Source organism: Stenotrophomonas sp. Steno-C15 (assembly GCF_056393265.1).
Map to the genome: position 1 here is coordinate 20,240 of NZ_JBWJPF010000028.1, position 25,298 is coordinate 45,537.

25 protein-coding genes and 1 tRNA gene are annotated in these 25,298 nt (G+C 68.2%); 15 read left to right on the top strand and 11 right to left on the bottom strand.

Annotated features, from left to right (window positions below):
• Positions 1-53: 53 nt before the first annotated feature.
• Together AC06FB_RS16760 and AC06FB_RS16765 are read left to right on the top strand one after the other, a co-directional pair.
• Positions 54-2,372, top strand: a complete 2,319-nt coding sequence (locus AC06FB_RS16760; RefSeq protein ID WP_478053909.1) for a DUF1631 domain-containing protein — start codon at positions 54-56, stop codon at positions 2,370-2,372.
• Positions 2,373-2,424: 52 nt separating this feature from the next.
• Entirely contained in the window at positions 2,425-3,504 is a 1,080-nt protein-coding gene (locus AC06FB_RS16765) for an NAD(P) transhydrogenase subunit alpha (RefSeq protein ID WP_111186078.1), read from the top strand.
• Between the two features lie 62 nt (positions 3,505-3,566).
• Here AC06FB_RS16765 and AC06FB_RS16770 read toward each other — a convergent pair whose 3' ends face one another.
• Genes AC06FB_RS16770 through AC06FB_RS16780 form a run of 3 tightly spaced genes read right to left on the bottom strand, consistent with a single transcriptional unit; the run spans position 3,567 to position 4,930 of the window.
• Positions 3,567-4,019: a DUF3106 domain-containing protein gene (locus AC06FB_RS16770; RefSeq protein WP_478053910.1), complete on the bottom strand. Its 453-nt coding sequence runs from the start codon at positions 4,017-4,019 to the stop codon at positions 3,567-3,569.
• A 3-nt stretch (positions 4,020-4,022) separates the two neighbouring features.
• A complete protein-coding gene (locus AC06FB_RS16775; protein ID WP_478053911.1) occupies positions 4,023-4,349 on the bottom strand; it encodes a hypothetical protein in 327 nt (108 codons plus the stop codon).
• Complete coding sequence (locus tag AC06FB_RS16780; RefSeq protein ID WP_478053912.1) at positions 4,346-4,930, bottom strand: RNA polymerase sigma factor; 585 nt, start codon at positions 4,928-4,930, stop codon at positions 4,346-4,348. Before AC06FB_RS16780 ends, AC06FB_RS16775 begins: the two co-directional genes overlap by 4 nt.
• A gap of 97 nt (positions 4,931-5,027) precedes the next feature.
• On the opposite strand from AC06FB_RS16780, the gene AC06FB_RS16785 reads away from it, so the two are divergent.
• Positions 5,028-5,348 (top strand): NAD(P) transhydrogenase subunit alpha part 2, encoded by a 321-nt coding sequence (locus AC06FB_RS16785; protein ID WP_053519142.1) that lies wholly within the window; start codon positions 5,028-5,030, stop codon positions 5,346-5,348.
• Complete coding sequence (locus AC06FB_RS16790) at positions 5,345-6,805, top strand: NAD(P)(+) transhydrogenase (Re/Si-specific) subunit beta (protein ID WP_478053913.1); 1,461 nt, start codon at positions 5,345-5,347, stop codon at positions 6,803-6,805. Before AC06FB_RS16785 ends, AC06FB_RS16790 begins: the two co-directional genes overlap by 4 nt.
• An 89-nt stretch (positions 6,806-6,894) precedes the next feature.
• On the opposite strand, the gene AC06FB_RS16795 is transcribed toward AC06FB_RS16790, so the two are convergent.
• Positions 6,895-7,314: a hypothetical protein gene (locus AC06FB_RS16795; protein ID WP_053519146.1), complete on the bottom strand. Its 420-nt coding sequence runs from the start codon at positions 7,312-7,314 to the stop codon at positions 6,895-6,897.
• 122 nt (positions 7,315-7,436) lie between these two features.
• Here AC06FB_RS16795 and sufT point away from each other — a divergent pair, with 122 nt between their 5' ends.
• The 3 genes from sufT to AC06FB_RS16810 all read left to right on the top strand — a co-directional run bounded on the left by sufT (position 7,437) and on the right by AC06FB_RS16810 (position 11,295).
• A complete protein-coding gene (sufT, locus tag AC06FB_RS16800; RefSeq protein WP_004144911.1) occupies positions 7,437-7,988 on the top strand; it encodes a putative Fe-S cluster assembly protein SufT in 552 nt (183 codons plus the stop codon).
• 59 nt (positions 7,989-8,047) lie between these two features.
• Positions 8,048-9,142 carry a branched-chain amino acid aminotransferase gene (locus AC06FB_RS16805; RefSeq protein ID WP_053519148.1) on the top strand — a complete coding sequence of 365 codons (1,095 nt, stop codon included), beginning with the start codon at positions 8,048-8,050 and terminating at the stop codon, positions 9,140-9,142.
• A 410-nt stretch (positions 9,143-9,552) separates the two neighbouring features.
• Positions 9,553-11,295: a S8 family peptidase gene (locus tag AC06FB_RS16810; protein ID WP_193396239.1), complete on the top strand. Its 1,743-nt coding sequence runs from the start codon at positions 9,553-9,555 to the stop codon at positions 11,293-11,295.
• A 120-nt stretch (positions 11,296-11,415) separates the two neighbouring features.
• On the opposite strand, the gene AC06FB_RS16815 is transcribed toward AC06FB_RS16810, so the two are convergent.
• The 3 genes from AC06FB_RS16815 to wrbA form a co-directional block, all read right to left on the bottom strand.
• Positions 11,416-11,901: an asparaginase domain-containing protein gene (locus AC06FB_RS16815; protein ID WP_053519164.1), complete on the bottom strand. Its 486-nt coding sequence runs from the start codon at positions 11,899-11,901 to the stop codon at positions 11,416-11,418.
• A 79-nt stretch (positions 11,902-11,980) separates the two neighbouring features.
• A complete protein-coding gene (locus AC06FB_RS16820) occupies positions 11,981-12,316 on the bottom strand; it encodes a DUF2069 domain-containing protein (protein ID WP_065175995.1) in 336 nt (111 codons plus the stop codon).
• A complete protein-coding gene (wrbA, locus tag AC06FB_RS16825) occupies positions 12,313-12,906 on the bottom strand; it encodes an NAD(P)H:quinone oxidoreductase (protein WP_053519154.1) in 594 nt (197 codons plus the stop codon). The genes AC06FB_RS16820 and wrbA overlap by 4 nt, the downstream gene beginning before the upstream one ends.
• Positions 12,907-12,983: 77 nt before the next feature.
• On the opposite strand from wrbA, the gene AC06FB_RS16830 reads away from it, so the two are divergent.
• Together AC06FB_RS16830 and AC06FB_RS16835 are read left to right on the top strand one after the other, a co-directional pair.
• Positions 12,984-14,258 carry a YihY family inner membrane protein gene (locus tag AC06FB_RS16830; RefSeq protein ID WP_053519156.1) on the top strand — a complete coding sequence of 425 codons (1,275 nt, stop codon included), beginning with the start codon at positions 12,984-12,986 and terminating at the stop codon, positions 14,256-14,258.
• Complete coding sequence (locus AC06FB_RS16835; RefSeq protein WP_253119338.1) at positions 14,255-14,830, top strand: TlpA family protein disulfide reductase; 576 nt, start codon at positions 14,255-14,257, stop codon at positions 14,828-14,830. The genes AC06FB_RS16830 and AC06FB_RS16835 overlap by 4 nt, the downstream gene beginning before the upstream one ends.
• A 429-nt stretch (positions 14,831-15,259) precedes the next feature.
• On the opposite strand, the gene ppk2 is transcribed toward AC06FB_RS16835, so the two are convergent.
• The 4 genes from ppk2 to hemA are packed head-to-tail and all read right to left on the bottom strand — an operon-like array spanning position 15,260 to position 20,144.
• A complete protein-coding gene (ppk2, locus tag AC06FB_RS16840) occupies positions 15,260-16,042 on the bottom strand; it encodes a polyphosphate kinase 2 (protein ID WP_053520281.1) in 783 nt (260 codons plus the stop codon).
• Positions 16,043-16,088: 46 nt separating this feature from the next.
• A complete protein-coding gene (locus AC06FB_RS16845; protein ID WP_478053914.1) occupies positions 16,089-17,795 on the bottom strand; it encodes an O-linked N-acetylglucosamine transferase, SPINDLY family protein in 1,707 nt (568 codons plus the stop codon).
• Between the two features lie 5 nt (positions 17,796-17,800).
• The gene (prfA, locus tag AC06FB_RS16850) at positions 17,801-18,883 is read right to left on the bottom strand and encodes a peptide chain release factor 1 (protein WP_053520283.1); all 1,083 of its coding nucleotides are present in this window, start codon (positions 18,881-18,883) and stop codon (positions 17,801-17,803) included.
• On the bottom strand, positions 18,861-20,144 hold the full coding sequence (gene hemA / locus AC06FB_RS16855) for a glutamyl-tRNA reductase (RefSeq protein WP_180875738.1): 1,284 nt from the start codon (positions 20,142-20,144) through the stop codon (positions 18,861-18,863). The genes prfA and hemA overlap by 23 nt, the downstream gene beginning before the upstream one ends.
• A gap of 63 nt (positions 20,145-20,207) precedes the next feature.
• On the opposite strand from hemA, the gene AC06FB_RS16860 reads away from it, so the two are divergent.
• The 6 genes from AC06FB_RS16860 to AC06FB_RS16885 form a co-directional block, all read left to right on the top strand.
• Positions 20,208-21,893, top strand: coding sequence for a tetratricopeptide repeat protein (locus AC06FB_RS16860; RefSeq protein ID WP_478053915.1), 1,686 nt, complete (start codon positions 20,208-20,210; stop codon positions 21,891-21,893).
• Positions 21,890-22,549 (top strand): lipoprotein insertase outer membrane protein LolB, encoded by a 660-nt coding sequence (gene lolB / locus AC06FB_RS16865; protein WP_065182863.1) that lies wholly within the window; start codon positions 21,890-21,892, stop codon positions 22,547-22,549. Before AC06FB_RS16860 ends, lolB begins: the two co-directional genes overlap by 4 nt.
• Positions 22,546-23,415 (top strand): 4-(cytidine 5'-diphospho)-2-C-methyl-D-erythritol kinase, encoded by an 870-nt coding sequence (gene ispE, locus AC06FB_RS16870; protein WP_478053916.1) that lies wholly within the window; start codon positions 22,546-22,548, stop codon positions 23,413-23,415. The genes lolB and ispE overlap by 4 nt, the downstream gene beginning before the upstream one ends.
• 10 nt (positions 23,416-23,425) lie before the next feature.
• Positions 23,426-23,502 (top strand) — tRNA-Gln (locus tag AC06FB_RS16875).
• 138 nt (positions 23,503-23,640) lie between these two features.
• Positions 23,641-24,600, top strand: a complete 960-nt coding sequence (locus tag AC06FB_RS16880) for a ribose-phosphate diphosphokinase (protein WP_053520289.1) — start codon at positions 23,641-23,643, stop codon at positions 24,598-24,600.
• Positions 24,601-24,709: 109 nt separating this feature from the next.
• On the top strand, positions 24,710-25,298 hold a 589-nt coding region (locus AC06FB_RS16885; protein ID WP_279935862.1), incomplete at its 3' end, for a 50S ribosomal protein L25/general stress protein Ctc.

Consider the following 25,298-nt stretch of genomic DNA (forward strand, 5'->3'; position numbering starts at 1 on the left):
GTCGCGATGTCCATGTTGTCTGTCGCACCAGAGAAGGTGGGGAGCCTTCCCGAATGATGAGCGCGCCCACACCGTTGGGAACGTCGGGTCGTGACCCGGCCCAGTTCCAGCTTGCCCGTGACGCCGTCCTGCCCGCGCTGTGCCAGGCCTTCGGGGCGGCACTGGCGCGCTTCGACGACGCCCTGTTCGACCGTGCCGGCAATGCCGGCGCCTCGCAGCTGCTGTTCCTTGATGCGATGCGCGAGCTGCGCCGGCGGCGCGAGGAGATAGCGGCGGCCTTTGCCGGCCATCTGCAACGCGCCTGGGCGGCTCTGGTTGCCGGAGAGCCACTGTCGGCGGATGCGACCCTGTCCGGCCCGGCCGAGGATGGCCTGAGCCTGCTGGCCGAGCACGTGCTCGAATCGCGGCTGGCGGTGCGCAACTTCGCCACGGTGCTGCTGCGTGATTTCAAGCCGGTTCTGGCGCGGCTGGACCGCCGCCTGGGCTGGCTGGCCGGCGATGTGCCGCTGGATGCCGACCTGAACCCGATCAGCCCGGAACACCTGGGCGTGGCCATCCACGAGGCCTTCGCCGGCTGCGAACTGGCGCCGGAAGTCCACCTGGTGCTGATCAAGCTGTGCGAGCGCGACCTGCGCGCGCCGGTCGGCCGGATCTACGACAAGCTGGACGAGCAGCTCGCGGCGGCCGGCGTGATGTCGCAGATGGGCGCGGTGCGCCGCACCCCGGCGGCATCGGGCCCGCGTTCACCGCAGGGGCTGGACGATCTGTTCGAACAGCGCCCGGTGCCGGGGTTCGACAGCGATTTCAGCGATGACGAGCAGGCCGCACCGGCGTGGGCGCAGCGCTTCGCCGCGCGCTGGTCCGAGCGCCGAGGCCACCTTCAGCAGGCCGGTGGGGACGGTCCCGGCGCCGCCGGCAGCGAGGCCTATGGCCAGCAGGGGATGTTGCTGGAAGCGCTGCAGGAACTGCTGCAGCAGACGCGCCACGTGCGTGAGGACGCAACATCGGCCGCGCAGGTGGCCGTGGGCCAGCAGCGCCCGTTGAGCCAGCGCGAGATGATGTCGGTGCTGTCGCTGCTGCAGGCGACCCCCAGTGCCACGCTGCGTGCGGCGATCGGTGAGGATGGTGAGTCGCTCGCGCAGCGCCTGAAGAGCGAGGTGTTGTCCAGCGCCACCCGGCTGGGCGTCGACCCGGGCCAGACCCGCCTGGATCCGCAGGACGAGGACGCGATCGACCTGGTCGGCATGCTGTTCGACGTCATGCTGGATGAACGCGAACTGGAGGGTCGCTCGCGCGAACTGATCGGCCGCCTGGTGGTGCCCTTCGTCAAGGTCGCCATGCTCGACCGCCGCATGTTCGTGCAGAAGACCCATCCGGCGCGCAAGCTGCTCAATTCGTTGGCCGAGGCCTGCGAAGGCAACACCGGCGAGAGCCAGGCCGAGCGCATGCTGATGGCCAAGGTGGAGGAGATCATCGAGCGCCTGGTCGCCGAGTTCAACGAGAACCTGGCCATCTTCCTCACCCTGGAAGAGGAGTTCCGCGACTTCCTGGTGCAGCACCGTCGCCGCGTCGAGATTGCCGAGCGGCGCGCAGCGGAAACGCAGCGCGGCCAGGAAAAGCTGGAAATGGCCCGCACGCGCGCGGCCACCGAGCTGGATCGCCGCATAGGCGATGCCACCCTGCCACCGGCCATCGCCGAGTTCCTGCGCCAGCCGTGGCAGCACCACCTGACCCTGGCGCTGCTGCGCGAGGGCGAAGACGGTGCATCGGTCGCCGAAGCCCTGGCCCTGGGCGATGGCCTGCTGGAGGAAGTGGCCGAAGCGCGCCGGCAGATCATCGGCAAGCCCTGGCTGCAAGCCTGGCAGCCGGTGCTGGCCAAGGTGTTCGCCAGTGTCGGCGTACACGGCGATGCGGCAACCTCGGCCATCGATGCACTGCATGACACCCTGCAGGGCATCGCCGAGTCACGGCCGGAGCTGGAACGTGCGCTGCCGGAGCTGCCGCAGGTTGTCCTGCCCATGCCGCCGGTTGCGGACTCGCCGACGGTCGAACTGGGCAGCCAGGTGGATACCGACGATTTCGACAATGCCGATGCCGATCGCTTCCGCCGGATGGAGATCGGCAGTTGGCTGGACTTCGTCGACAAGGACGGCAAGGTGCAGGCCGGCAAGCTGTCCTGGGTGAGCCCGATTTCTTCCCGGCTGCTGTTCGTCAACCGGCGTGGCGTGCGCTTCTGCGTGGCTTCGCCGGAGGAACTGGCGGTGATGGTGCGGCTGGGCCGCCTGCGTGCGCATGTCGACGATGGCGCCTTCGACAGCGCCATGCAGGGCGTGATCGACCGCCTCGACCCGGGCAACGCCACCCTGCACTGAGCGGGAGCCGCCTGCTAGGATCGGGAAAACTCACCGATCAGCGGGGACCTGCATGGCCGTGGCGTTGCTGGGGATCAAGGAGACCGCGCCGGGCGAACGGCGCGTAGCGTTGACGCCGGAGACCGCGCGCAAGCTCGCCGCACTGGGCGTCACCGTCTGGTACGAAACCGGTGCGGGCGAGGCCGCCGGTTTTCCCGATGCCGCCTATCAGGACGCGGGCGCACGTGCATTCGATGACGGTCGCTGGGGCGAGATCGACATCCTTCTGTGCGTGCAGGCGCCGCCGGCGCAGGTGCTGGCCCGGCTCAAGCCGGGCGCAGCCGTGGTCGGCCTGCTGACGCCGGCCAGCGATCCGACACTGGCGGCGCTGGCCAGCGAGGACCGCCTGCTGCTGTTCCCGCTGCAGCTGTTGCCGCGCACCACCCGTGCGCAGGCGATGGATGTGCTCAGTTCGCAGGCCGGCATGGCGGGCTACAAGGCTGCGCTCATCGCAGCCGAGCGTGCACCGCGCTTCTTCCCGATGCTGACCACCGCGGCCGGTACCGTGCGTCCGGCCAAGGTGCTGGTGATCGGCGCCGGCGTTGCAGGATTGCAGGCGATCGCTACTGCGCGCCGCCTCGGCGCCCAGGTGGAAGGATTCGATGTGCGGCCGGAAACGCGCGAGCAGATCCAGTCGCTGGGCGCACGCTTCCTCGACCTGGGCGTCAGCGCGGCCGGCGAGGGCGGCTACGCGCGGGCGCTGACCGAGGAAGAACGGGCCGAGCAGCAGCGGCGGCTGGCCGACCATCTGCGCAGCGTCGATGTAGTGATCTGTACCGCAGCCGTGCCGGGCCGTCCGGCACCGACCATCGTCACTGCGGCGATGGTGGAAGGCATGGCGGCGGGCAGTGTGATCGTCGATCTGGCGGCCGAGAGCGGCGGCAACTGTGCGCTGACCCAGCCGGGGCAGTGCATCGAACACCAGGGCGTGACCATCGATGGACCGCTGGGCCTGGCCAGCCGGGGTGCGACCCAGGCCAGCGAGATGTATGCGCGCAACCTGCTCAACTTCGTTGCCCTGTTCGTACGCGAAGGGCAGCTGAGCTTCGACTGGGAAGACGAACTGTTGGCAAAGACGCGCTGGCAGGCGTGAATGGCATGGGGTCAGATCCCTTTGCCTCTGCCCAAGGGATCTGACCCCTGTATCCCGAAGGCTTACCGCGGCTTTGCCGGTGGCGGGTTGTCCCGCACCCAGTCGCGACGCTCCTCCGGCGTCATCCGGGACCAGCGATCGCGCAGGGCGTCGCGCTGGGCAGGGGGCAGCTGGCGCATCTGCCCGAACAGTGCGCGTGCCTGTTCACGCTGTTCCGGGCTCATGTGCTCGAACCGGCGCAGGCCACGGCGGGCCTTGTCGCGCTCTTCCGGGCTCATGGACTGCCAGCGCTGGCCATGGGCCAGCATGCGCTGGCGCTGACCGGCATCGGCGCCGTTCCAGCGATCGCGCAGCGGGGCCAGCAGCGCCTCGCGCTGGGCGGGGCTGAGCTGATCCCAGGCGGGCAATGGCGCACCGGGAGCGGGCGGCGCGGGCGCATGGGTCTGCGCCAGCGCCGGTGCTGCAGGCAGCAGCGCCAGGGCGATCAGCAGGGGCAGGGAGAGATGTCGCAGCATGATTCACTCCATCGCCAGGTCGGTGTCGCCCAGCCACAGGTACAGATCGGGATTCTCGTCGTACAGCGCGCTGTTGTCTTCCACTGCGGCAACGGTCGGTACCGGCGCTGGCCGCGCCGGCACGTCCGGACCGGTGAACTGCACGCCGATCCCCAGCGCCACCACCAGCGAGCAGGCGCTGGCCAGCCACCAGCGCCAGCGCCCACGATGGGCTGCATGGGCGCCCTGGCGGGCCTGGCGCAGGCGCGACAGCGTTGCCGGCGACAGCGCCTGCAGAGAATGCGCATGCAGGCGCCGCAAGGCGTCATCGGAGGGCAGGGAGCGGTTCACGGGGGGGTCTCCAGATAATCCTGCAGCGCCTGCCGGGCGCGTGCGAGATGGGTCTTTACCGCGCCTTCGCTGCAGCCCATGGCGCGGGCGGTGGTGGCGCCGTCCAGATCCTGCAGCACGCGCAGGGTGAACGCTTCGCGCTGGCGGGCGGGCAGCGTACGCAGTGCCTGTACCAGCTGCTGGTACTGCTGGTGCTGCTCGTGCGCCTGCGCCGGGGTAGGGCCGGGGTCGGCCCAGTCGATGTCGGCGCCGTCGGCATCTTGGTTGTCGCGCCAGAACGGCAGGCGGAAGCGGCGTCGGCGCTGCAGGTCGATCACCCGCCGGCGCAGGATGCTCCAGAACAGGGGCGCCCATTCGCTGGCGGGCTTGTCGGCATAGTCCAGCATGCGCAGCAGGGCATCCTGCACGGCGTCCAGGGCATCCTCGCGCTGGCGCAGGCCGGCCTCGGCGAAGCGGAACGCGCGCGGGCCGATGCTCGCCAGGAACGCTTCCAGCGACGCCGGCGGGGCATCGGTGTCGGCGGTCGGGGGGACGGGGCTGCTCACCAGCACAGGGTACGGTTCCTTGCTCGGGGTCACCATCGACAACGCGTGAGCGCGGCCCCGGTTGACGAGGATGCGCGCCGGGTTCAGCCCATGGTTATGATGGGCCGACGAAGACAGAGCGGGAGCGTTGCCGATGAGTGACGGGTTCGTGGCGCTGTACATCTTCATGCTGGCCGCCATCGCCGGCCACGTGATCATTTCGCGGGTGCCGGTGATCCTGCACACCCCGCTGATGTCGGGTTCCAATTTCATCCACGGCATCGTGCTGATCGGCGCGATGGTGGTGCTCGGCCACGCACAGACGCCGCTGGAAAAGGCCTTGGGCTTCATCGCCGTGGTGCTCGGTGCCGGTAACGCCGCCGGCGGCTACGTGGTCACCGCGCGCATGCTGGAGATGTTCAGGCCGAGCGCGCCGCGGGCAGGCAAGGACGAACCGAAGGAGCCGCAGGCTTGAACATCAGCACCGTCGAACTGCTCGATTGGCTGGTCAAGGCCAGCTACCTGGTGGCCGCCACGCTGTTCCTGCTCGGCCTGCAGCGGATGGCCTCGCCGCTGACCGCGCGCAGCGGCATCCGCTGGGCCGGGCTGGGCATGCTGCTGGCCACTGCGGCCACCTTCTTCCTGCCCGAGCTGCACAACGTGCCGCTTATCCTGGTCGCGCTGCTGCTGGGTGCCGGCCTGGCCTGGTGGTCGGCCGGCAAGGTCGCGGTCACCGACATGCCGCAGATGGTGGCGCTGTACAACGGCATGGGCGGTGGTTCGGCGGCGGCGATCGGTGCGGTCGAACTGCTGCGCTACGCCTTCCTGGCCCATCGCGATACCACGCACTGGAGCGAACAGGCGCTGGCCGACCTTGCCGCACGCCAGCCTTCCACCACCGTGCTGCTGCTGGCGGTGGTCGGCGCCGCGATCGGCGCGGTGTCGCTGTCCGGCTCCGTGATCGCCTGGGCCAAACTGGATGGCCGCCTCGACAAGCGGGTCACCTGGCCAGGGCAGCAGGCGTTGAACCTGGTGGTGGCGCTGGCGGCGGTGATGCTGGCCATCGTCGCGGCCAGCACGCTCAGCACCTGGGCGATCATCGCCTTCTTCGTGCTGGCACTGGCGCTGGGCGTGCTGATGACGCTGCCGATCGGTGGCGCCGACATGCCGGTGGTGATCTCGCTGTACAACGCATTCACCGGTCTGGCGGTGTCCTTCGAGGGCTACGTGCTGGGCAACGAGGCCTTGATCATCGCCGGCATGATGGTCGGCGCGGCGGGCATCCTGCTGACCCGCCTGATGGCCAAGGCGATGAACCGGCCGATCCGCAACGTGCTGTTCTCCAATTTCGGGGGGGGGGCAGGCGGAGAGGCACAGGCGATCACCGGCGCGCAGAAGCCGATCGAGGCGGCCGATGTGGCGGCAATGATGGCTTTCGCCGAGCGCGTGGTGATCGTGCCCGGTTACGGCATGGCCGTGGCCCAGGCCCAGCACAAGATCTGGGAACTGGCACAGCGGTTGGGGCAGCGCGGGGTCAAGGTGAAGTTCGCCATCCATCCGGTCGCCGGGCGCATGCCCGGGCACATGAACGTGCTGCTGGCCGAGGCCGGTGTGCCGTACGACCTGATCGCCGACATGGACGACATCAATCCCGAGTTCACCAGCACCGATGTGGTGCTGGTGATCGGCGCCAACGACGTGGTCAATCCGGTCGCACGTACCGATCCGGCCAGTCCGATCTACGGCATGCCGGTGCTGGACGTGATCAACGCTCGCAACGTGGTGGTGATCAAGCGCGGTCGCGGGACCGGCTTTGCCGGGATCGAGAATGCGCTGTTCTACGCCGACAACACGCGCATGCTGTACGGGGACGGCGCTGAGGCGGCGGCGTCGCTGGTCAGCGAGCTGAAGGCGCTCGACGGCGGGCATTGAGGCCCGGCTGCATCCGGTGGGTGCGGACCTTGGTCCGCACGCCGCTGCGCTCGCCGGGCATGGCCCGGCGCTACCCACGTCAGGTGCGATCAGCGCGCCAGCCAGGCGCCGACGGCCACGCCGATCGCCAGCCACAGCCATTCCATCGCGCCATTGGCCAGGTTGATCAGCGTCCAGGCCAGATGCGGGCCCATGCGCAGCGAGGCATCCCAGGGGTTGAGCCCCATCGAGCCGCCCATCCAGGCGCTGGCGATGGCCCAGTTCGCCACCGCCGCCACCAGCAGCGTGCCGGCCACCACCAAGGCCACGCGAAGACGGCCGGGACCGAGTGTGCCCAGACGCAGCATGAACACCAGTTCCAGAGCGGTCAGCACTGCCATCCAGCCGACCTGGCGGCCGGTCATCAGGGCCAGCAGCATCCAGGCGAGGGGAGCAACAACCAGGCCCAGCAGCAGCATGAAGGGCCAGAGCCAGGTCACGGTCCTGGCACGCGCGGCATTGGAGGACATCGAAGCTTCCTGAAAGTCACCCACAGGATACTGTGGTTTGCCGCGGTGCACCGGCGGGCGCAGGACGGCTGGGCTAGAATGCCGTCTTGCGTGGCCATGGCCACGGCCCCATATCGGTCCCCATGTATTCCCGTAGCAGCGAACCTGTCCACTTCGAACGCGATTGCGAGGCCGTGATGGTCCCGCAGGGCGACACCGTGACCCTGCCCGCCGGCAGCTATGGGTACATCACCCAGGCGCTGGGCGGCAGCTATTCGGTATTTGTCGAAGGCAACCTGTTCCGCATCGCCGGCAAGGATGGCGACGCCATCGGCAAGGAAGCACCCGCTCCGCTGGAACTGCCGGCCGACGCCACCGACGAACAGGTGGAGCAACTGGTATGGCAGCAGCTTCGCACCTGCTTCGATCCGGAAATTCCGGTGAACATCGTCGAACTGGGCCTCGTCTACGAGGTCGAGATCAAGCATCTGGACGAGGGCCAGCGCGAGATCGACGTGAAGATGACCCTGACCGCGCCCGCGTGCGGCATGGGTGACATCCTGGTCGACGACGTGCGCAGCAAGCTGGAAATGATCCCGACGGTGGCCGAGGCCGACGTCGAGCTGGTGTTCGATCCGCCATGGAACCAGCACATGATGTCCGAGGCGGCCCGTCTCGAGACCGGCATGCTTTGACCCAGGGCCCGCAGTGACGCGGGCCTGGCACTACCCGCAACCAGAACAGGAATCCTCCGGTGTCCCAGTCCATCCCCAGCTTCGCCGTCACCCGTTCGGACCACCCGCGCAGCGCTGAAGAGCGCGCCACGATCCTGGAGAAGCCGGGTTTCGGCCTGCACTTCACCGACCACATGGTGGAAGTGCGGTGGGACAAGGACACCGGCTGGCACAACGCCAACGTGCGTGCCTATGGCCCGTTGCAGCTGGACCCGGCAGCGGCCGTGCTGCATTACGGCCAGGAGATCTTCGAGGGCATCAAGGCCTACCGCCACGCCGACGGCTCGATCTGGACCTTCCGCCCGGATGCCAACGGCCGTCGCCTGCAGCGCTCGGCACAGCGCCTGGCGCTGCCGGAACTGCCGGTGGAGATCTTCGTCGAGTCGCTGAAACAGCTGATCGCCGTGGACAGCGCCTGGGTGCCGTCGGCGGATGAGTCCAGCCTGTACTTCCGCCCGTTCATGATTGGCGACGAGGCCTTCCTCGGCGTGCGTGGCGCGCACAAGGCCGGCTATTACGTCATCGCCAGCCCGGCCGGTCCGTACTTCGCCAAGGGCGTGGCACCGGTGTCGATCTGGCTGTCCACCGAATATGCGCGTGCGGCCAAGGGCGGCACCGGCGCGGCCAAGTGCGGTGGCAATTACGCCGCCTCGCTGCTGCCGCAGCAGAAGGCCCAGGCGCAGGGCTGCTCGCAGGTGCTGTTCCTCGACCCGGTCGAGGGCAAGTACCTGGAGGAACTGGGCGGCATGAACGTCTTCCTGGTCTACAAGGACGGCACCCTGGTCACGCCGCAGCTGTCGGGCAGCATCCTGGAAGGCATCACCCGCGAGAGCATCCTGCAGCTGGCCCGCGACCGCGGCATGAAGGTCGAGGAGCGCAAGGTCAGCATCGACGAGTGGAAGGACGGCGTTGCATCCGGTGCGATCAGCGAGGTGTTCGCCTGCGGCACCGCTGCGGTGGTGACCCCGATCGGCCAGCTCAAGGGCGAAGGCTTCTCGGTGGGCGACCTCAACGCGCCGGCCGGCGAAGTGACCATGTCGCTGCGCAAGGAACTGACCGACATCCAGTACGGCCGCCTCCCGGACCGTCACAACTGGCTGGTCAGGCTGGGCTGATCCTCCCGCCAGGCTGTAGCGCCGGGCCCATGCCCGGCGGCGCTGTTCCCCGAAGGCCCGTCCCCGCGACGGGCCTTCGTCGTTTACGGGGGAGGCCGGCCGCCGATGTCGGCAAAGTCATCGGTGGACAGGACATCTGCCCAGTCAGGTTCGTGCGCGTGGCGCGAAAGTTCCTTCATCTTCACAAACCCTCGACCCGGAAAGTCTCAGATCGAACATTTCATGTTCCTGAAAAGACACTGAAAATATTGTGGTGTCCGGTTTAGGCCATTAGCGTCATCGGCACGGCGGATCGTAAGGGGGATCCGCTGGCTCGCCGGACTCCGAACCTCGCCAACGCAAGCCAGCCCATGGTTCGGGCCGGTGTTTCTGCCGATTCCGGCATTCACACCACTAGAAAGGGAAATACGATGTCCCAGGTAACGCAACCGCGTGTGCGTCGAGTGTGGGTGGTCCTTGGTGCTTCCGTTCTTTCATCGCTGCTGCTGGCCACGCCTGCGCTGGCCGGTGATGTCCAGCTCAGCGGGCTGCAGTCCGCGCCGACGCACCAGCGTTTCATCGTCAAGTATCGCGACGGCAGTGCGCCGGTGGCCAACACCACCGCCCTGGCATCGTCGCTGAAGACAGCGGCTGCGGGCCTTGCCAGCAGCCAGGGCCGCGCGCTGGGCCTGCAGCAGGTCCGCAAGCTGGCCGTCGGCCCGACCCTGGTCAGGACCGATCGTCCGCTGGACCAGGCCGAATCCGAACTGCTGATGCGCAAGCTCGCCGCCGACCCCAACGTCGAATACGTGGAAGTCGACCAGATCATGCGCGCGACGCTGACGCCGAACGACACCCGCTTCAGCGAACAGTGGGGGTTCGGTACGTCCAACGCCTCGATCAACGTGCGCCCGGCCTGGGACAAGGCCACCGGCACCGGCGTGGTCGTCGCGGTGATCGACACCGGCATCACCAACCACCCCGATCTGAACGCCAACATCCTGCCCGGCTATGACTTCATCAGCGACGCGGCAATGGCACGCGACGGCGGTGGCCGCGACAGCAATCCCAACGACGAGGGTGACTGGTACGCCGCCAACGAATGTGGCGCAGGCTACCCGGCCTCCAACTCCAGCTGGCACGGCACCCACGTTGCCGGCACCGTCGCAGCGGTGACCAACAACAGCACCGGCGTGGCGGGTACTGCCTTCAATGCCAAGGTCGTGCCGGTGCGCGTGCTCGGCAAGTGCGGTGGCTACACCTCCGACATCGCCGACGCCATTGTGTGGGCCTCCGGCGGCACTGTCAGCGGCGTGCCGGCCAATGCCAATCCGGCCGAGGTCATCAACCTCTCGCTGGGCGGCGGCGGCAGCTGCTCGACCACCTACCAGAACGCGATCAACGGCGCCGTCGGCCGTGGCACCACGGTGGTGGTGGCCGCAGGCAACAGCAACACCAACGTGTCTTCATCGGTACCGGCCAACTGCCCGAACGTGATCGCGGTGGCGGCCACCACGTCGGCGGGCGCACGTGCCAGCTTCTCCAACTACGGCACGGGCATCGACATCTCCGCGCCGGGCCAGGGCATCCTGTCCACTCTCAACACCGGCACCACCACGCCGGGCAGCGCCAGCTATGCCTCGTACAACGGCACCTCGATGGCAGCACCGCACGTGGCCGGCGTGGTCGCGCTGATGCAGTCGGTCGCACCGAGCCCGCTGAGCCCGGCCCAGGTGGAAAGCATCATCAAGAGCACCGCTCGGCCGCTGCCGGGTGCCTGTTCGGGTGGCTGTGGCGCCGGCATCATCGACGCCGATGCTGCAGTGGCGGCAGCGATCAATGGCGGTGGCAACCCGAACCCGGGCGGCACCGTGCTGCAGAACAATGTACCGGTGAGCGGACTGGGTGCCGCATCGGGCGCTTCGCTGAACTACACCGTCAATGTCCCGTCCGGCAGCAGCCAGCTGCGGGTGACGATCAGCGGCGGCAGCGGTGATGCCGACCTGTACCTCCGGCAGGGCAGCGCGCCGACCGATACCGCCTACACGTGCCGTCCGTACCTGAGCGGCAACAGCGAAACCTGCACGGTCAACAGCCCCGCTGCCGGTACCTGGTACGTACGGGTGAAGGCCTACAGCACCTTCTCGGGCGTGACCCTCAACGCCCAGTACTGAGCCCAAGACCCTCTCCTAGGGCACGCCCTGGCTTCGGCCGGGGCGTTTTCGCATGGGGCCGCGCGGTGGTGCGTGCCGCCGCGTCGTGGTGGGTGCCGACCTTGGTCGGCACTCCGTTCCTCAAACCGATTCGAAGCGGTTTGCGGCAACGTTCTTGCGCACGTGCTGCGGGTCGAAAATCCGCCCGTTCATCGCGATGTAGACGCCGGCCGGCAGCGACTGTACCGCGCCGATCGCGCAGCCGATGTTGAACTCCGCGTCCGAACCGCGGAAACGTGCCGGACTGAGCGCGCCGGTCATCACGATGGTCTTGTCCGCGATCGTCGCCAGCACCTTGCCGGTCTGCACCATCGAATCGGTGCCATGGGTCACCAGCACATGCCGGGTCGGCTGCGCCGCGATGGTGGCCCGGATCAGCTCGCGGTCCTCATCGTTGATGTGCAGCGAGTCCTTGCGCAGGATCGGAATCACGTTGAAGCGGAACGTCACCCCCAGCTCGCGCAGGATCATGCCGATCTGCGGATCGCCGATCTGGTAGTCCGACTTGTCGTCGAAGTAGATCTTGTCGATCGTGCCACCGGTGGTGACGACCAGGAGCTCTTCCATCATGTGCATGCGCGAAACCAGGACAGGTGCAGCGGCGCGGGGCCGGGAACGCAGATGATACGGCCCGGGAGGCGCAGCGTCAGCGTCGCCTGCCGAAGCGTGCGCGCAGGCCCGGCAGGCTGGCGGCGAAGATCACGGTCAGTGCCAGGGCAATCTCGAGCAAGGCCAGCCAGCGCGTTTCCGGGTGGCTCCAGGCGCTCATCACGCCATGGCTGAACCAGCCCAGCGCCAGCACGGAGGCCCAGAACCCTGCCTTGCGCCAGCCCAGGCGCAGGGCGATGGCCAGTGCAAGCGGTGGGGCGGTGAACACCAGCTGGGTGGCCAGCCAGTGCTTGTCGTTGATGAACCAGCCTGCAAACAGCGCGGCCAGACCCATCAGGGCCAGCAGCAGAACCGTACGCGGCGCGGCGTTCATCGGGCCAGCCGCTGCGCGATATCGGCGACGCGACGGCCCAGCGCCCGCGCCAGCACCGCCTCATCATCGGTCGGCTGCGGGTCATCGGCCGCTCCCGCCACATGGCTGGCGCCGTAGGGCGTGCCGCCGCTGGTGGTGTGGCTCAAACCCGGTTCGGTGAACGGAATGCCGACGATCAGGCAGCCGTGATGCAGCAACGGCACCTGCATGGTCAGCAGGGTCGATTCCTGCCCGCCGTGCATTGATGCGGTCGAGGTGAACACGCCGGCGGGCTTGCCCGCAAGCGTGCCATTGACCCATTCAGCACCGAGTCCATCGAGGAAGTGCTTGACCGGCGCGGCCATGTTGCCGAACCGCGTCGGACTGCCCAGCAGCAGCCCCTGGCAGTCGGCCAGATCCTGCACGCTCACGTAGGGGGCGCCATCGTCGGGCACCGGCGGCTGTGCGGTCTGGGTCACGGCCGCCACCGGCGGCACCGTGCGCAGCCGCGCCACCATTCCCGGCACCTCGCCGATTCCCCGCGCGATCTGGCGCGCCAGCCGTGCCACCGAGCCACCGCGGCTGTAGTAAAGCACCAGGATCTCGCCCATCGTGCCCAGGTCTCCTCATCGTGTGGACGCCAGTATGGCTATCCTGCGTGCATTCCGCATCGGGTACCCTTGCGCCGATGGAACCTCTGGATACGCTCAACCTATGGATGGAACGCGCGCGCGATCGTGCGCGTGCCGCCAGCTTCGGCCGCTTCCTGTGGCACCGCTTTCTCGATGACCGCCTGTTCCAGGCGGCCGCCGCACTGGCCTACACCACGGTATTCGCCCTGGTTCCGCTGGCGATCGTGGTGTTCGGCGTGCTTTCGGCCTTCCCGGTCTTCGACCGCTGGAGCGATCAGCTCAGCGACTATGTCTTCTCCAACTTCGTGCCCAATGCCGCACGCGCCGCCGAAGGCTACCTGCGGCAGTTCTCGGCCAGCGCTGGCCAGCTCACCGCGGCCGGCTTCATCGCCCTGGTCGTCTCGCTGCTGATCACCCTCAACAGCGTGGAAGAGACGTTCAACAAGATCTGGCGGGTCGGATCGACCCGGCCCAAGCTGACCCGCTTCCTGGTCTACTGGACCGTGCTGACCCTGGGCGCGATGCTTGCCGCCGCCTCGCTGGCAGTGTCGGCACGGGTACTGGCAATGCCGCTGTTCGGGACCCAGGAGGGGCGCTGGCTGGCCGACCTGTCGCTGCGGCTGGCACCGGTGCTGATCGAATTCGTCTGCATCAGCCTGATGTTCCGGGTCGTGCCGCACCATACGGTGAAATGGCGGCACGCCGTCCCCGGCGCGATCCTGGCGGCGGTGATCCTGGAGCTGGTGAAGTGGGGCATCGGTGCCTACCTGGGCAGTTTCCAGTCCTACCAGAAGCTCTATGGCACGGTCGCGTTCGTGCCGATCCTGCTGCTGTGGATCTATCTGTGCTGGGTGGCGGTGCTGCTTGGCGCATCGCTGGCATCGTCGATGGCGGCGTTCCGCTACCAGCCGGTCGAGCTGCGCCTGCCGCAGGGCTATGAATTCTATGGGCTGCTGCGCCTGCTCGGCCGCTTCCACCAGGCGCGTGCCCGGGGCAGGGGGCTGGCCGATGACGAGATCCTGCGGCTGGAGCCGATGCTGACCGACTCGCTGCTGCAGGACCTGGCCTGCAAACTGGAGGCCATCGGCCTGCTGCGCCGCGACGAGCGGGGTGAATGGCTGCTCGCGCGCGACCTGGACCAGGTCAGTCTGGCCGATCTGTACGAATGCACCCAACTGCGCATCCCGGTGGCGGAGCAGCATCTGCCCTACCGCGAAGACAGCCTGGGCCAGGCCGCGCTGGCGGCGCTGGATGAACTGCGCCTGCCTCTGCGTGAGCGCCTCAAGCGTCGCGTCAGCGATATCTATCCCGATTCCGGAGACACCCCATGACCCGCACGACTCCGCTGCTGCTGGCAGTTCCATTGGCCGTGGCGCTTGCCCTGGCGGCCTGCAAGCCTGCGCAGGACGCGACCCCGGCCAGCAGCCAGCCACCGGCCCAGGCTCCCGCACCGGCGGCACCGCCTGCGGCCGAGGACACGCCGGCCGAGCGTGTCACGGCCGAGTTCCCCACGTTGAAGATGAAGGCCGTCGATGGCAGCGATTACGACCTGGCGGCCCATCGGGGCAAGTGGGTGGTGGTGAATTTCTGGGCCACGTGGTGCGCACCATGCCGCAAGGAGATGCCGGAGTTGTCCGCGCTGCACGCCATGCGCAGCAACATCGAAGTGGTCGGCCTGGCCTATGAGGACATCGAGGTGCCGGAGATGCAGTCGTTCCTGACCAAGCATCCGGTGACCTATCCGATCGTGATCGTCGATCCGTTCGATCCGCCGGCGGACTTCGCTACGCCGCGGGGGCTGCCGCTGACGCATCTGATCGATCCGCAGGGCCGGGTGGCGCACAGCTTCCTAGGCCCGGTTACGGCGGCCGACATCGAGAAGCAGATCGCGGCTGCGAAGTAGTGGGTGTGCCGGCAGGGCCTGCGGCCCTGCACCCGCTACGCGCAACAGCAACAGCAACAGCAGACATACCGTGGGGTGGCGGGGCGGTGTCGGAGTGCGGGGACGCCGCAAGTACGTCCCTGTAGGCTTGGCAGCCGCATCCATGCGGCTGACACCCCGCACTCCGACACCGCCCCACCTCTGACAGATATCTGCAATCTGATAGATCGACGCCATGCGTGGATCTACTGAAGCTCGCAGGAAACTGTCGAAGGCGGGGTGGGTCCGGTTGCGGGGGTGTCCGCGGCATGGATGCCGCGGCCAAGCCCCCATGGATGGGTTTACGGCGTCCCCCGCAACCGGGCCCACCCCGCCATCCCTCAGGAAACCTGCTTCTGCTTCTGCCGTTGCTCGTAGCGGGTGCAGGGCCGCAGGCCCTGCAGACAACCCCTACTCCTCGACCGGGAAGTCCTCGATCGGCTTCAGCACATCGTAGTGCTCGCGATGCAGCTTGCCCTTCAGCTTCGGCAGCTCCGGCAGAGGCGCGTCCACGCGGGTGTCGGGCAACCGGTCCAGCAGGTTGCGTACCAGGGTCAGCCTGCCCAGCCGCTGGTCGTTGAAGTCCACCAGGGTCCACGGCGCGCCTTCGCGATGGGTGGCACGCAGCATGGCCTCCCGTGCTTCGGTATAGGCGCTGTACTTGCTGCGCGATTTCAGGTCGACCGGTGACAGCTTCCAGCCCTTGAGGGGATCGATATGGCGCTCGGCGAAGCGCTTCTCCTGCTGCTCCTGGTCCACGCACAGCCAGTACTTGAACAACAGGATGCCGTCATCCACCAGCAGCTGCTCGAACACCGGGGCCTGGCGCAGGAACTGCTGGTACTCGCTCTCGCTGCAGTAGCCCATGACCCGCTCGACACCTGCGCGGTTGTACCAGCTTCGATCCATCAGCACGATCTCACCCGCCGCCGGAAGGTGCCCGACGTAGCGCTGGAAGTACCACTGTGTCGCCTCGCGGTCGGTCGGCTTGGGCAGCGCCACCACCCGGCATTGGCGCGGATTGAGGTGCTGGCTGATGGCCTGGATCGCGCCGCCCTTGCCGGCGGTGTCGCGGCCTTCGAACAGCACCAGCAGCCGCTGCCCGCTGTGCTGTACCCAGCGGGCCATCGCGGTCAGTTCCAGCTGCAACGGCAGCAGCAGTTCGTCGTAGTCCTTGCGTTTGAGCTTGCCCATCGTCATGCCGCGCGGAAAGGAGGGCCCAGCCTAGCGCAGCGGTTGCTCAGGCGCCGTCGACGCCCTGCCAGCCCTGCTCGTGCGCCAGCTGTTGCAGCAGTGCCGAAAGGTCGTGGGCGAAACCGGCCATGTCGAACACGCCGCTACGCGCGCGGGCCTGTGCCAGTTCGGCGCGCAGTGCGGCCAGCGCTGCCGGATCGTTGCCGAGCGCACGGGCGGTGGCGATGAACGCCGCATCGTCGGCAACGTTCATCCGTGCCAGGCCCAGGTGATGGTTGAGGCTGCCGGCCACGCGCGCGGCGAAGGTCTCGCCCGGGCAGGTGAGTACCGGGCAGCCCGCCCACAGTGCGTCGGAGGCCGTGGTGTGCGCGTTGTACGGGTGTGTATCCAGGAACAGATCGGCCAGTTGATAGCGGGCCAGATACTGTGGATGCGGCAGCTTGGGCATGAACACCAGCCGCGCCGGGTCCAGACCCGCTGCCTGCGCCGCTGCCCGCAGGCGCGCATCGGCCTGGCCGGGGCCGGACAACAGCCATAGAACGCTGCCAGGCACCGCCGCCAGGACGGCGAACGCCCGCCCCATGCTGCGCGGGTTGAGCTTGTAGCTGTTGTTGAAGCAGCAGAACACCACGCCGTGTCCAGGCAGGCCGCACGCGGCGCGATCCGGTGCCGGCTCGAGCGCGCGGGTGTTGTCCGAGGGCTGGAACGCGCGCGGCAGGTACACCACGCGCTCGCTGTGGTGGGGCGCCAACGCCGCTGGCAGGACGAACGCATCGGCGATCACCGCATCCAGCCACGGTGCGCCGGATGTGCCGGGATAGGCCAGCCAGTTGAGTTGCAGCGGGGCAGGGCGCAGCGCCAGCACTTCCGGCGCGCCGCCACCGCCCCAGCCACGCAGGTCGAACAGCAGGTCGATGCCCTGTGCACGGATGGCGGCAGCGATGTCGGCATGGCGGCGCCCCGCCAGATCGTGCAGCCGGGTTGCCGCCTGCAGCCGCTGGCGGATGCGGCTGCCATCGTCCCGGTTCAGTGCGAACAGATGCAGCTGCAGTTCCGGGTGGCGGCCCAGCTGCTCGAACAGGGCAACGGTCAACAACCCGGTCGGATGTGCGCCGAAGCCGTTGGAGAGGAAGCCGATCCGCAGGGCTCCCTGCGTCCGTACCTTCACAGCGGGCATCGGCCGCACCGATGCGGCCACCGCTGCGGCGCGCGTGCGGGCGCAGGCCAGCTGCTCGGCGGCGCTGGCGTCTTCGCTGAGGAAGGCAAAGGGCTCGATCGCGCCCTGCCCGGTCGCGACCGCGCCGCGCACCTGCGCGGCCAGGGCCTCCACGTCCTGCCAGTCGCACAGGCGGCGTTGCCATGCCAGTCGCTGGGCGGCGATATAGGGTTCGTCGGGCATCAGCCCATGTGCACGCCGGTACGCGGCCGCCGCGCCCTCGGGGTCGCCGGCATCTTCCAGGGCATGGCCCAGCCACAGCGCGATGCCGGGATGCTCCGGAGCGCGCGCTGAAGCCTGTCCCAGCAGCGTCGCAGCGTCGGCGTGCGCACCGGCCATCCATGCCACGCGACCCAGTCGGGCCAGTGCTTCGGGATGGTCCGGCCGCAGCTGCAGTGCACGCCGCGCGGCCTGCTCGCCTGCGCCGATGTCGCCGGCTTCCAGTTCCAGATCGGCCAGCATCACCCAGGCGACGAAGTCACCGGGCTGGCGCGCGATCGCCTGCTGCAGTTGTTGCCGCTGCTGCCAGGCCGACATCGACGTCAGCCCGCCGACAGCTGGGCCAGGGCATCCACCTGGTGCTCGTGGCTGAGGCGCTGCAGCAGCGGGTCCAGATCGCCGGCGAGGATGTTGGGCAGGTCATACAGGGTCAGGCCTTCCACACGATGATCGGTGATCCGCCCCTGCGGGAAATTGTAGGTGCGGATGCGCTGGCTGCGATCGCCACTGCCGACCTGCAGGCGACGCGATTCGGCCTGCGCGGCGTCCTGGCGCTGGCGCTCGGCGTCGAGCAGCTGCGCCTTCAGGCGTTTCATCGCCTTGTCGCGGTTCGCGTGCTGGCTGCGTTCGGTCTGGCATTCCACCACCACGCCGGTCGGCACGTGGGTGATGCGGATCGCCGACTCGGTCTTGTTGACGTGCTGGCCACCGGCACCGGATGAGCGGAAGGTGTCGACCTTCAGGTCGGCGGGGTTGATGACGATGTCATCGACTTCGTCCGCTTCCGGAATGATCGCCACGGTGGCCGCCGAGGTGTGGATGCGGCCCTGCGATTCGGTGGCGGGCACGCGCTGCACGCGATGCGTGCCGGATTCGAATTTCAGCCGCGAGAAGGCGCCACGGCCGACCACGCGCGCCACCACTTCCTTGTAGCCGCCGTGCTCGCCGGGGTTGTCGGACTCGATCTCGACTTTCCAGCCCTGGCGCTCGGCATAGCGCGCGTACATGCGGAACAGGTCGCCGGCGAAGATCGCTGCTTCGTCGCCACCGGTACCGGCGCGGACTTCCAGGAACAGATTGCCCTCGTCACGTGGGTCGCGGGGCACCAGCAGCAAGGCCAGCTCCTGCTCCAGTTCCTGCAGGCGCGCCTGGGCCGAGGCGATTTCCTCATCGGCCAGCTCGCGCAGGTCCGGATCGGCGCGCATGCCCTCGGCGGCGGCCAGGTCGGCCTTGGCGCGCGCCTCGTCGGCCAGTGCGGTGGCGACCGGTTCAAGTTGGGCGAATTCGCGCGAAAGGTCGCGGAAACGGGTGTTGTCGGCGACCACGTCGGGTTCGGCGAGCAGGCGTTCCAGTTCTTCGCGGCGCTCGGCCAGCGCTTCCAGCTTACGGCGCAGGGTCGGCGTCATCGGTTCTCACGGGTGGGTGGCGGTAACCCGGCGTGGCCGGGAACAGGCGCTCGGCGGCGCGGGTCAGGTCGGCATCGCCGCTCAGCGCGGCCGCGCGCAAGGCAGCGGTCGGGGGGTGGAGGAGCCGGTTGGTCAGGCCGTGGGCCAGCAGTTCCATGACCTCCTCGGCCGGCTTGCCGTTGGCCAGCTGCTGACGGGCACGTTCGAGCAGCTCGGCACGGGTGGCGTCGCCGAAGGCACGCAGTTGCCGCAGCGGCGCGTGGTGGGCGCCGGCCTGCAGGGTCTCGACGAAGCGCGATACCTGCAGGTCGATGATGGCTTCGGCTTCGGCGGCGGCCTCGCGGCGGCCGCGTCGATTGTCCTCCACCGCGCGTTCCAGATCGTCCACGGTGTACAGGAAGGCATCGTTGAGCGTGCCGACCTCAGCCTCGATGTCGCGTGGCACGGCCAGATCGAACAGCAGCATCGGCTTGTGCCGGCGTGCACGCAGTGCATTGGCCACGGTCTCGCGGTGGATCACCGGTTCGCGTGCGGCGGTGGCCGAGAACACGATGTCGGCCTCGGCCAGATGGCGTTCAAGCTCGGTCAGCGGCAGGGCCACGCCGCCATGACGGCTGGCCAGTTCCTGCGCATGGGCGAGCGTGCGGTTGGCGATCAACAGCCGCCGCACCTTGCCTTCGCTGAGGTGGCGTGCGGCCAGCTCGATGGTTTCCCCCGCACCGACCAGCAGCACGGTGGAATCATCCAGGCGGGCAAAGGCATTCTGCGCCAGGCGCACCGCGGCCGAGGCGACCGACACCGGGTTGGCGCCGACCTGGGTATCGGTGCGCGCACGCTTGGCCACGGAGAACGTCTGCTGGAACAGCCGGTCCAGGCGCTGGCCAAGCAGACCGTGGTCGCGCGCGGTCGACCAGGCATCCTTCACCTGGCCCAGGATCTGCGGTTCACCCAGCACCATCGAGTCCAGGCCCGTCGCGACCCGGAACAGGTGGCGCACGGCGTCGGCATCAGCATGCTGGTACAGGTAGCCCTGCAGGTCGCCGGCCTGGCCGCGCAGCCACTGGTCCAGCGCCTGCGCCGAATCGGCCACCGCGTACAGTTCCGTGCGGTTGCAGGTGGACAGCAGCACCGCCTCGGCAATCTGCGGGGTGTCGCGCAGCGAACCGAGCGCGCGCGGCAAGGCATCGCCGGCGAAGGCCGCGCGCTCGCGCAGTTCCACCGGCGCGGTCTGGTGATTCAGTCCGAGCACCCACAGGGTCATTGTTCAGTTGCTTGCGATAAGCTGCTGGCCATTGGACGACATTTTAAGGCCCCGATGCCGACGATGCCCGCATTGATTCGCATCCCCAGTGTTCTGCTGCTGTCCCTGGCATGCAGCCAGGCCCTGTCGGCGGCGCCCGCCAAGGCCCCGGCGCGGGGCGCCGCCACCGAGGAACTGGCACTGGAGCCGGTGATGGCCGGCGAGTTCGCCCTGCAGGCCGGCAAGCTGGCCGAGGCGGCGCGCTGGTACCTGCAGGCCGCCCAGCGCAGCGACGGCGATGCCGGCCTGGCCGAGCGCGCGACCCGTATTTCCATGCTGGCCAACGACGATGCCAGCGCCGCCCAGGGCCTGGCCCTGTGGCAGCAGCGCGCGCCACGGTCGCTGGCCATGCGCAGCGCGGCCGGTGCGCTGGCGATGCGCCAGGGCGACGTGAAGGCGGCCCGCAGCGAGCTGCAGAGCCTGCTGCAGGACAGCGATGACCGCGGCTGGAAGTTTGCCCTGGCCGCGCTGGTCGGCGGTGGACGCGATCCGGCCGTGCCGGCGCAGGTGCTGGGCGAGCTGGTCGATGCCAACGCCATCCCGCCGAAGATCGAGGCCTGGCAGGAATTCGGTCGCCTGGCGCTGCGGATGGAAAAGCCGGAGCTGGCACGGCGCATGATCGATGAGGTGGTCAAGCGCTTCCCGGAAGAGCCGCGCGTGGCGTTGCTGCGCGCCAGCCAGCTGCAGCAGGCGGGGCAGACCGATCGCGCGCTGGCGCTGCTGCGCGAGGTCGAACCGAAGACCCGCCAGGATCCGGAACTGCGCAACGCGGTGGCCATTGCCTACGACAGCCTGAACCAGCCGGCCGCCGCCGAGCGGGTGCTGGCGGTAGGGCCGCAGGACGTGCAGACCTGGGGAATGCGGGCGTCGCTGCTGGCCAAGCAGGGAGACAAGGCGGCCCTTTCCAACCTGTACAGCGAGCTGTCGCGGCAGGCCGCCAAACCGGACCCGGCGCAGCGCCTGCTGCTGGGCAAGATCGCGGAGTATCTGAAGCGTTATCCGGAAGCGGTGCAGTGGTATCACAGCGTGCCGGGCGGCGATGAACTGAGCGAGGCCCGCCTGCGGGCGGCGAGCGCACAGGCGCTTGCCGGGCGCCAGAGCCTGGCGCTGGACGAGGTACACGCGATCCAGTCCGATGCCGGCGTGGACGACGAGGTGCGCCGCGACGCCTATCTGCTGGAAGCGGAGCTGCGGCAGCGCGCCAGCGACGATGCAGGTGAACTGGATGCGCTGGCCCGCGGTCTGGCCGCTTACCCGGACGAGAATGCACTGCTGTACGCGCGTGCGTTGGCCTGGGAACGCCGTGATGATATTGCCCGTGCCGAGGCCGACCTGCGCAAGATCCTGATCACCGAGCCGGAGAACGTGCCGGCGCTGAATGCGCTGGGCTACACCCTGGCCGATCGCACCGGTCGCTACCAGGAGGCGCTGGAACTGATCGACCGTGCCCGCGTGGCCGAGCCGGACAATGCCGCCATCGTCGACAGTTATGGCTGGGTGCTGTATCGCCTGGGCCGCAACGAAGAGGCGCTGGTGCAGCTGCGTCGTGCGTGGACCCTGGCCAAGGATCCGGAGATCGCCGCACACGTCGGCGAAGTGCTGTGGGTGCTCGGCCGGCATGACGAGGCCCGCCACTTCTTCGAGGAAGCGGCCAGGCTCGACCCCGACAACCGCGCGCTGCAGCGTGCCCGCGAGAAATTCAATCCATGAGTGTTTCCCTGTTCCGGCCGCTGCTGTTGGCAGTGGCGACCGTCGCCATGACTGCCTGTACGTCGCTGGGCACCCAGAAGACACCGGCGCCGGCCGTGGTCGAGACCGTGTCGGCGGAAGCGGCACAGGCCGAAGCCGCGCGGGTGGCGGCGCTGCAGGCGCAGCCGGAGTGGTCCTTCCAGGGCCGGGTAGCGGTCAGCAAGGGCAAGGACGGTGGCAGTGGACGCATCGACTGGCAGCAGGCCGGGCGGCGCTACGTGATCGAGCTCAGTGCACCCGTGACCCGTCAGAGCTGGAAGCTGACCGGCGACAGCCAGCATGGAGGCGGTCGCCTGGAGGGACTGGCCGGCGGCCCGCGTGAAGGCGAGGACGCGCAGCAGCTGCTGCTGGAGGCCACGGGCTGGGAAATCCCGGTCAACTCCCTGCCCGAGTGGGTGCGTGGGCTGGCGGTTGCCGATCCCGCCGGCGCGGGCAAGGTCGAGCGTGATGGCGAAGGCCGCCCGCGCCGCATGCAGCAGATGGGCTGGCAGATCCAGTACCTGGACTGGTACCCCGCCGAGGCCGGGCGCCCGTCCCTGCCGCGCCGGATCGAAGCCAGCAGCGGAGACGCCAAGGTTCGCCTGCTGGTGGACCAGTGGGGGCAGGGCGCGCCATGAGCGCGGGTGCGGAGGATGCGGGCTGGTCCTGGTGGCCGGCCCCGGCCAAGCTGAACCTGTTCCTTCATATCACCGGCCGCCGCGCCGACGGCTATCACGAGCTGCAGACCGTGTTCCGCCTGCTGGATTGGGGGGACCGCATCGGCCTGCGCCTGCGTGAAGACGGCCAGGTACGTCGGCAGGGTGAGGGATTGCCGGGTGTGGACGAGGCCGACGATTTGGCCGTACGTGCCGCTCGCATGCTGAAAGAGGTCGCCAAAATCGACCAAGGTGTCGACATCATCGTCGAAAAGCATATTTCGGCCGGCGGTGGGTTCGGCGGTGGGTCATCCGACGCTGCCACCGTGCTGGTGGCGCTGAACCGGCTCTGGAACGCCGCTCTGGACGAGGACGCGTTGGCCGCGCTGGGCCTGCGCCTGGGCGCGGATGTGCCGGTGTTCGTGCGTGGCCGTAACGCCTGGGCCGAAGGTGTGGGAGAGCGGCTGCAGCCGATCACCCTGGCACCGGCCTGGTATGTGGTGGTCGAGCCCGGCGTTCATGTTCCGACCCCGGTCCTGTTCGCAGCCCCGGATTTGACGCGCGACAGCCCAGTGGCGAAAATAGACGACTTCGCTTCCGGGGCCTTGGTCGGGAACGCGTTCGAACCGGTGCTGCGCCGCCGCGAGCCTGCCGTCGAGGCAGCACTTGCCGCGTTGAGCGACATCGGTACCGCGCGACTGACCGGTTCTGGAAGTGGTTGTTTCGTCGAATTCGCATCGCAGACTGCCGCACAGCAGGGGCGGGCGAAGTTGCCGAAGGAGTTGCGGGCCAGGGTGGCTGCGGGCGTTGCGCGTTCGCCGCTGCTGGATGCACTCGAGCAACACTGATTTCAAATGCAGGGGCGTCGCCAAGAGGCCCAAGGCACCAGGTTTTGATCCTGGCATTCGTAGGTTCGAATCCTACCGCCCCTGCCAATGCGGCTGTGTCCGCGCCTTCAGCGCATCATCCGCGCGGGACGTGGAAACAACCGCGGTGTTGTCAGCAGCAAGGGTCCGGCGTGGTCCTTGCCGCCACCGGATCCCCGCCACTCGTCCCCGCCCGAGACAATCATGATGCAAGAGTCCCCGAACCTGCTGGTCTTTTCCGGCAACGCCAACAAACGTCTGGCGCAGAACATCTGCAAGGAACTGGGGGTTCGCCCGGGCAAGGCGCTGGTCTCGCATTTCTCCGATGGAGAAGTGCAGGTGGAGATCGAAGAGAACGTCCGCAAGCAGGACGTGTTCGTGATCCAGCCGACCTGCGCGCCGAGTGCGGAAAACCTGATGGAACTGCTGGTGCTGATCGACGCGCTCAAGCGCGCATCGGTGAACAGCGTGACCGCCGTGGTGCCATACTTCGGTTACTCGCGCCAGGATCGCCGCATGCGTTCCTCGCGTGTGCCGATCACCGCCAAGCTGGCGGCGAAGATGTTCAGCACCGCTGGCGCTGATCGCGTGCTGACGGTCGACCTGCACGCCGACCAGATCCAGGGCTTCTTTGATATTCCGGTCGACAACGTTTATGCCTCCCCGCTGCTGCTGGCCGACATCTGGCGCGCCTACGGCACGGAAAACCTGATCGTGGTGTCGCCGGACGTGGGCGGCGTGGTCCGCGCCCGTGCCGTGGCCAAGCGCCTGGATGATGCCGACCTGGCGATCATCGACAAGCGCCGTCCGCGTGCCAACGTCTCCACCGTGATGAACATCATCGGTGACGTCGAAGGCAAGACCTGCGTGATGGTCGATGACATCGTCGACACCGCCGGCACCCTGTGCGCCGCTGCCGCTGCCCTGAAGGCGCGCGGTGCGCTCAAGGTCGCCGCCTACTGCACCCACGCGGTGCTGTCGGGCCCGGCGGTGGACAACATCACCAATTCCCAGCTCGACGAGCTGGTGGTGACCGATACCATCCCGCTGAAGGACGCAGCGCGGGTGTGCAGCAAGATCCGCCAGCTGAGCGTGGCGGAGATGCTGGCCGAAACGATGCGCCGCATCGCCTTCGGCGAGTCGGTCAGCTCGCTGTACGTGGACTGAGTTTTTCGTCCGTGCCGGCAACGGCAAGGACTTCCCCGGATGCTTCTGGTCGCGGAAGCATCTTCAATCGCCAAGCCGCAGGGCAAGGCAACAACCTGAGTAGTCGAAAATGTCGAAGACCCATGAAATCAAGGTCACCAAGCGTGAACTGCAGCGTAAGGGTGCGAGCCGCCGCCTGCGTCACGCCGGTGTGATCCCGGCCATCGTGTACGGCGGCAACGCCGAGCCGGTCGCCATCAGCCTGGACCACAACGAAATCTGGCTGGCCCAGCAGAACGAGTGGTTCTATGCCTCGATCCTGGACCTGAACCTGGACGGCCAGGTGCAGAAGGTCCTGCTGCGTGACATGCAGCGCCATCCGTACAAGCAGCTGATCATGCACCTGGACTTCCAGCGCGTGAACGAGAACGAAGCCCTGACCGCTTCGGTCCCGCTGCACTTCATCAACGAAGACACCTCGCCGGCTGGCAAGGCTGCCGACGTCGTGGTCACCCACGAACTGAAGGAAGTGACCATCAGCTGCCTGCCGAAGGACCTGCCGGAGTCGATCGAAGTCGACCTGGCCGACCTGGCTGCTGGCGACGTGGTGTACCTGTCCAACATCAAGCTGCCGAAGGGCGTGGAAATCCCGGCCCTGGCGCTGGGCAAGGACCACGACGACGCGATCGTCACCGCCAAGCACGGCAAGGAAGACGCTG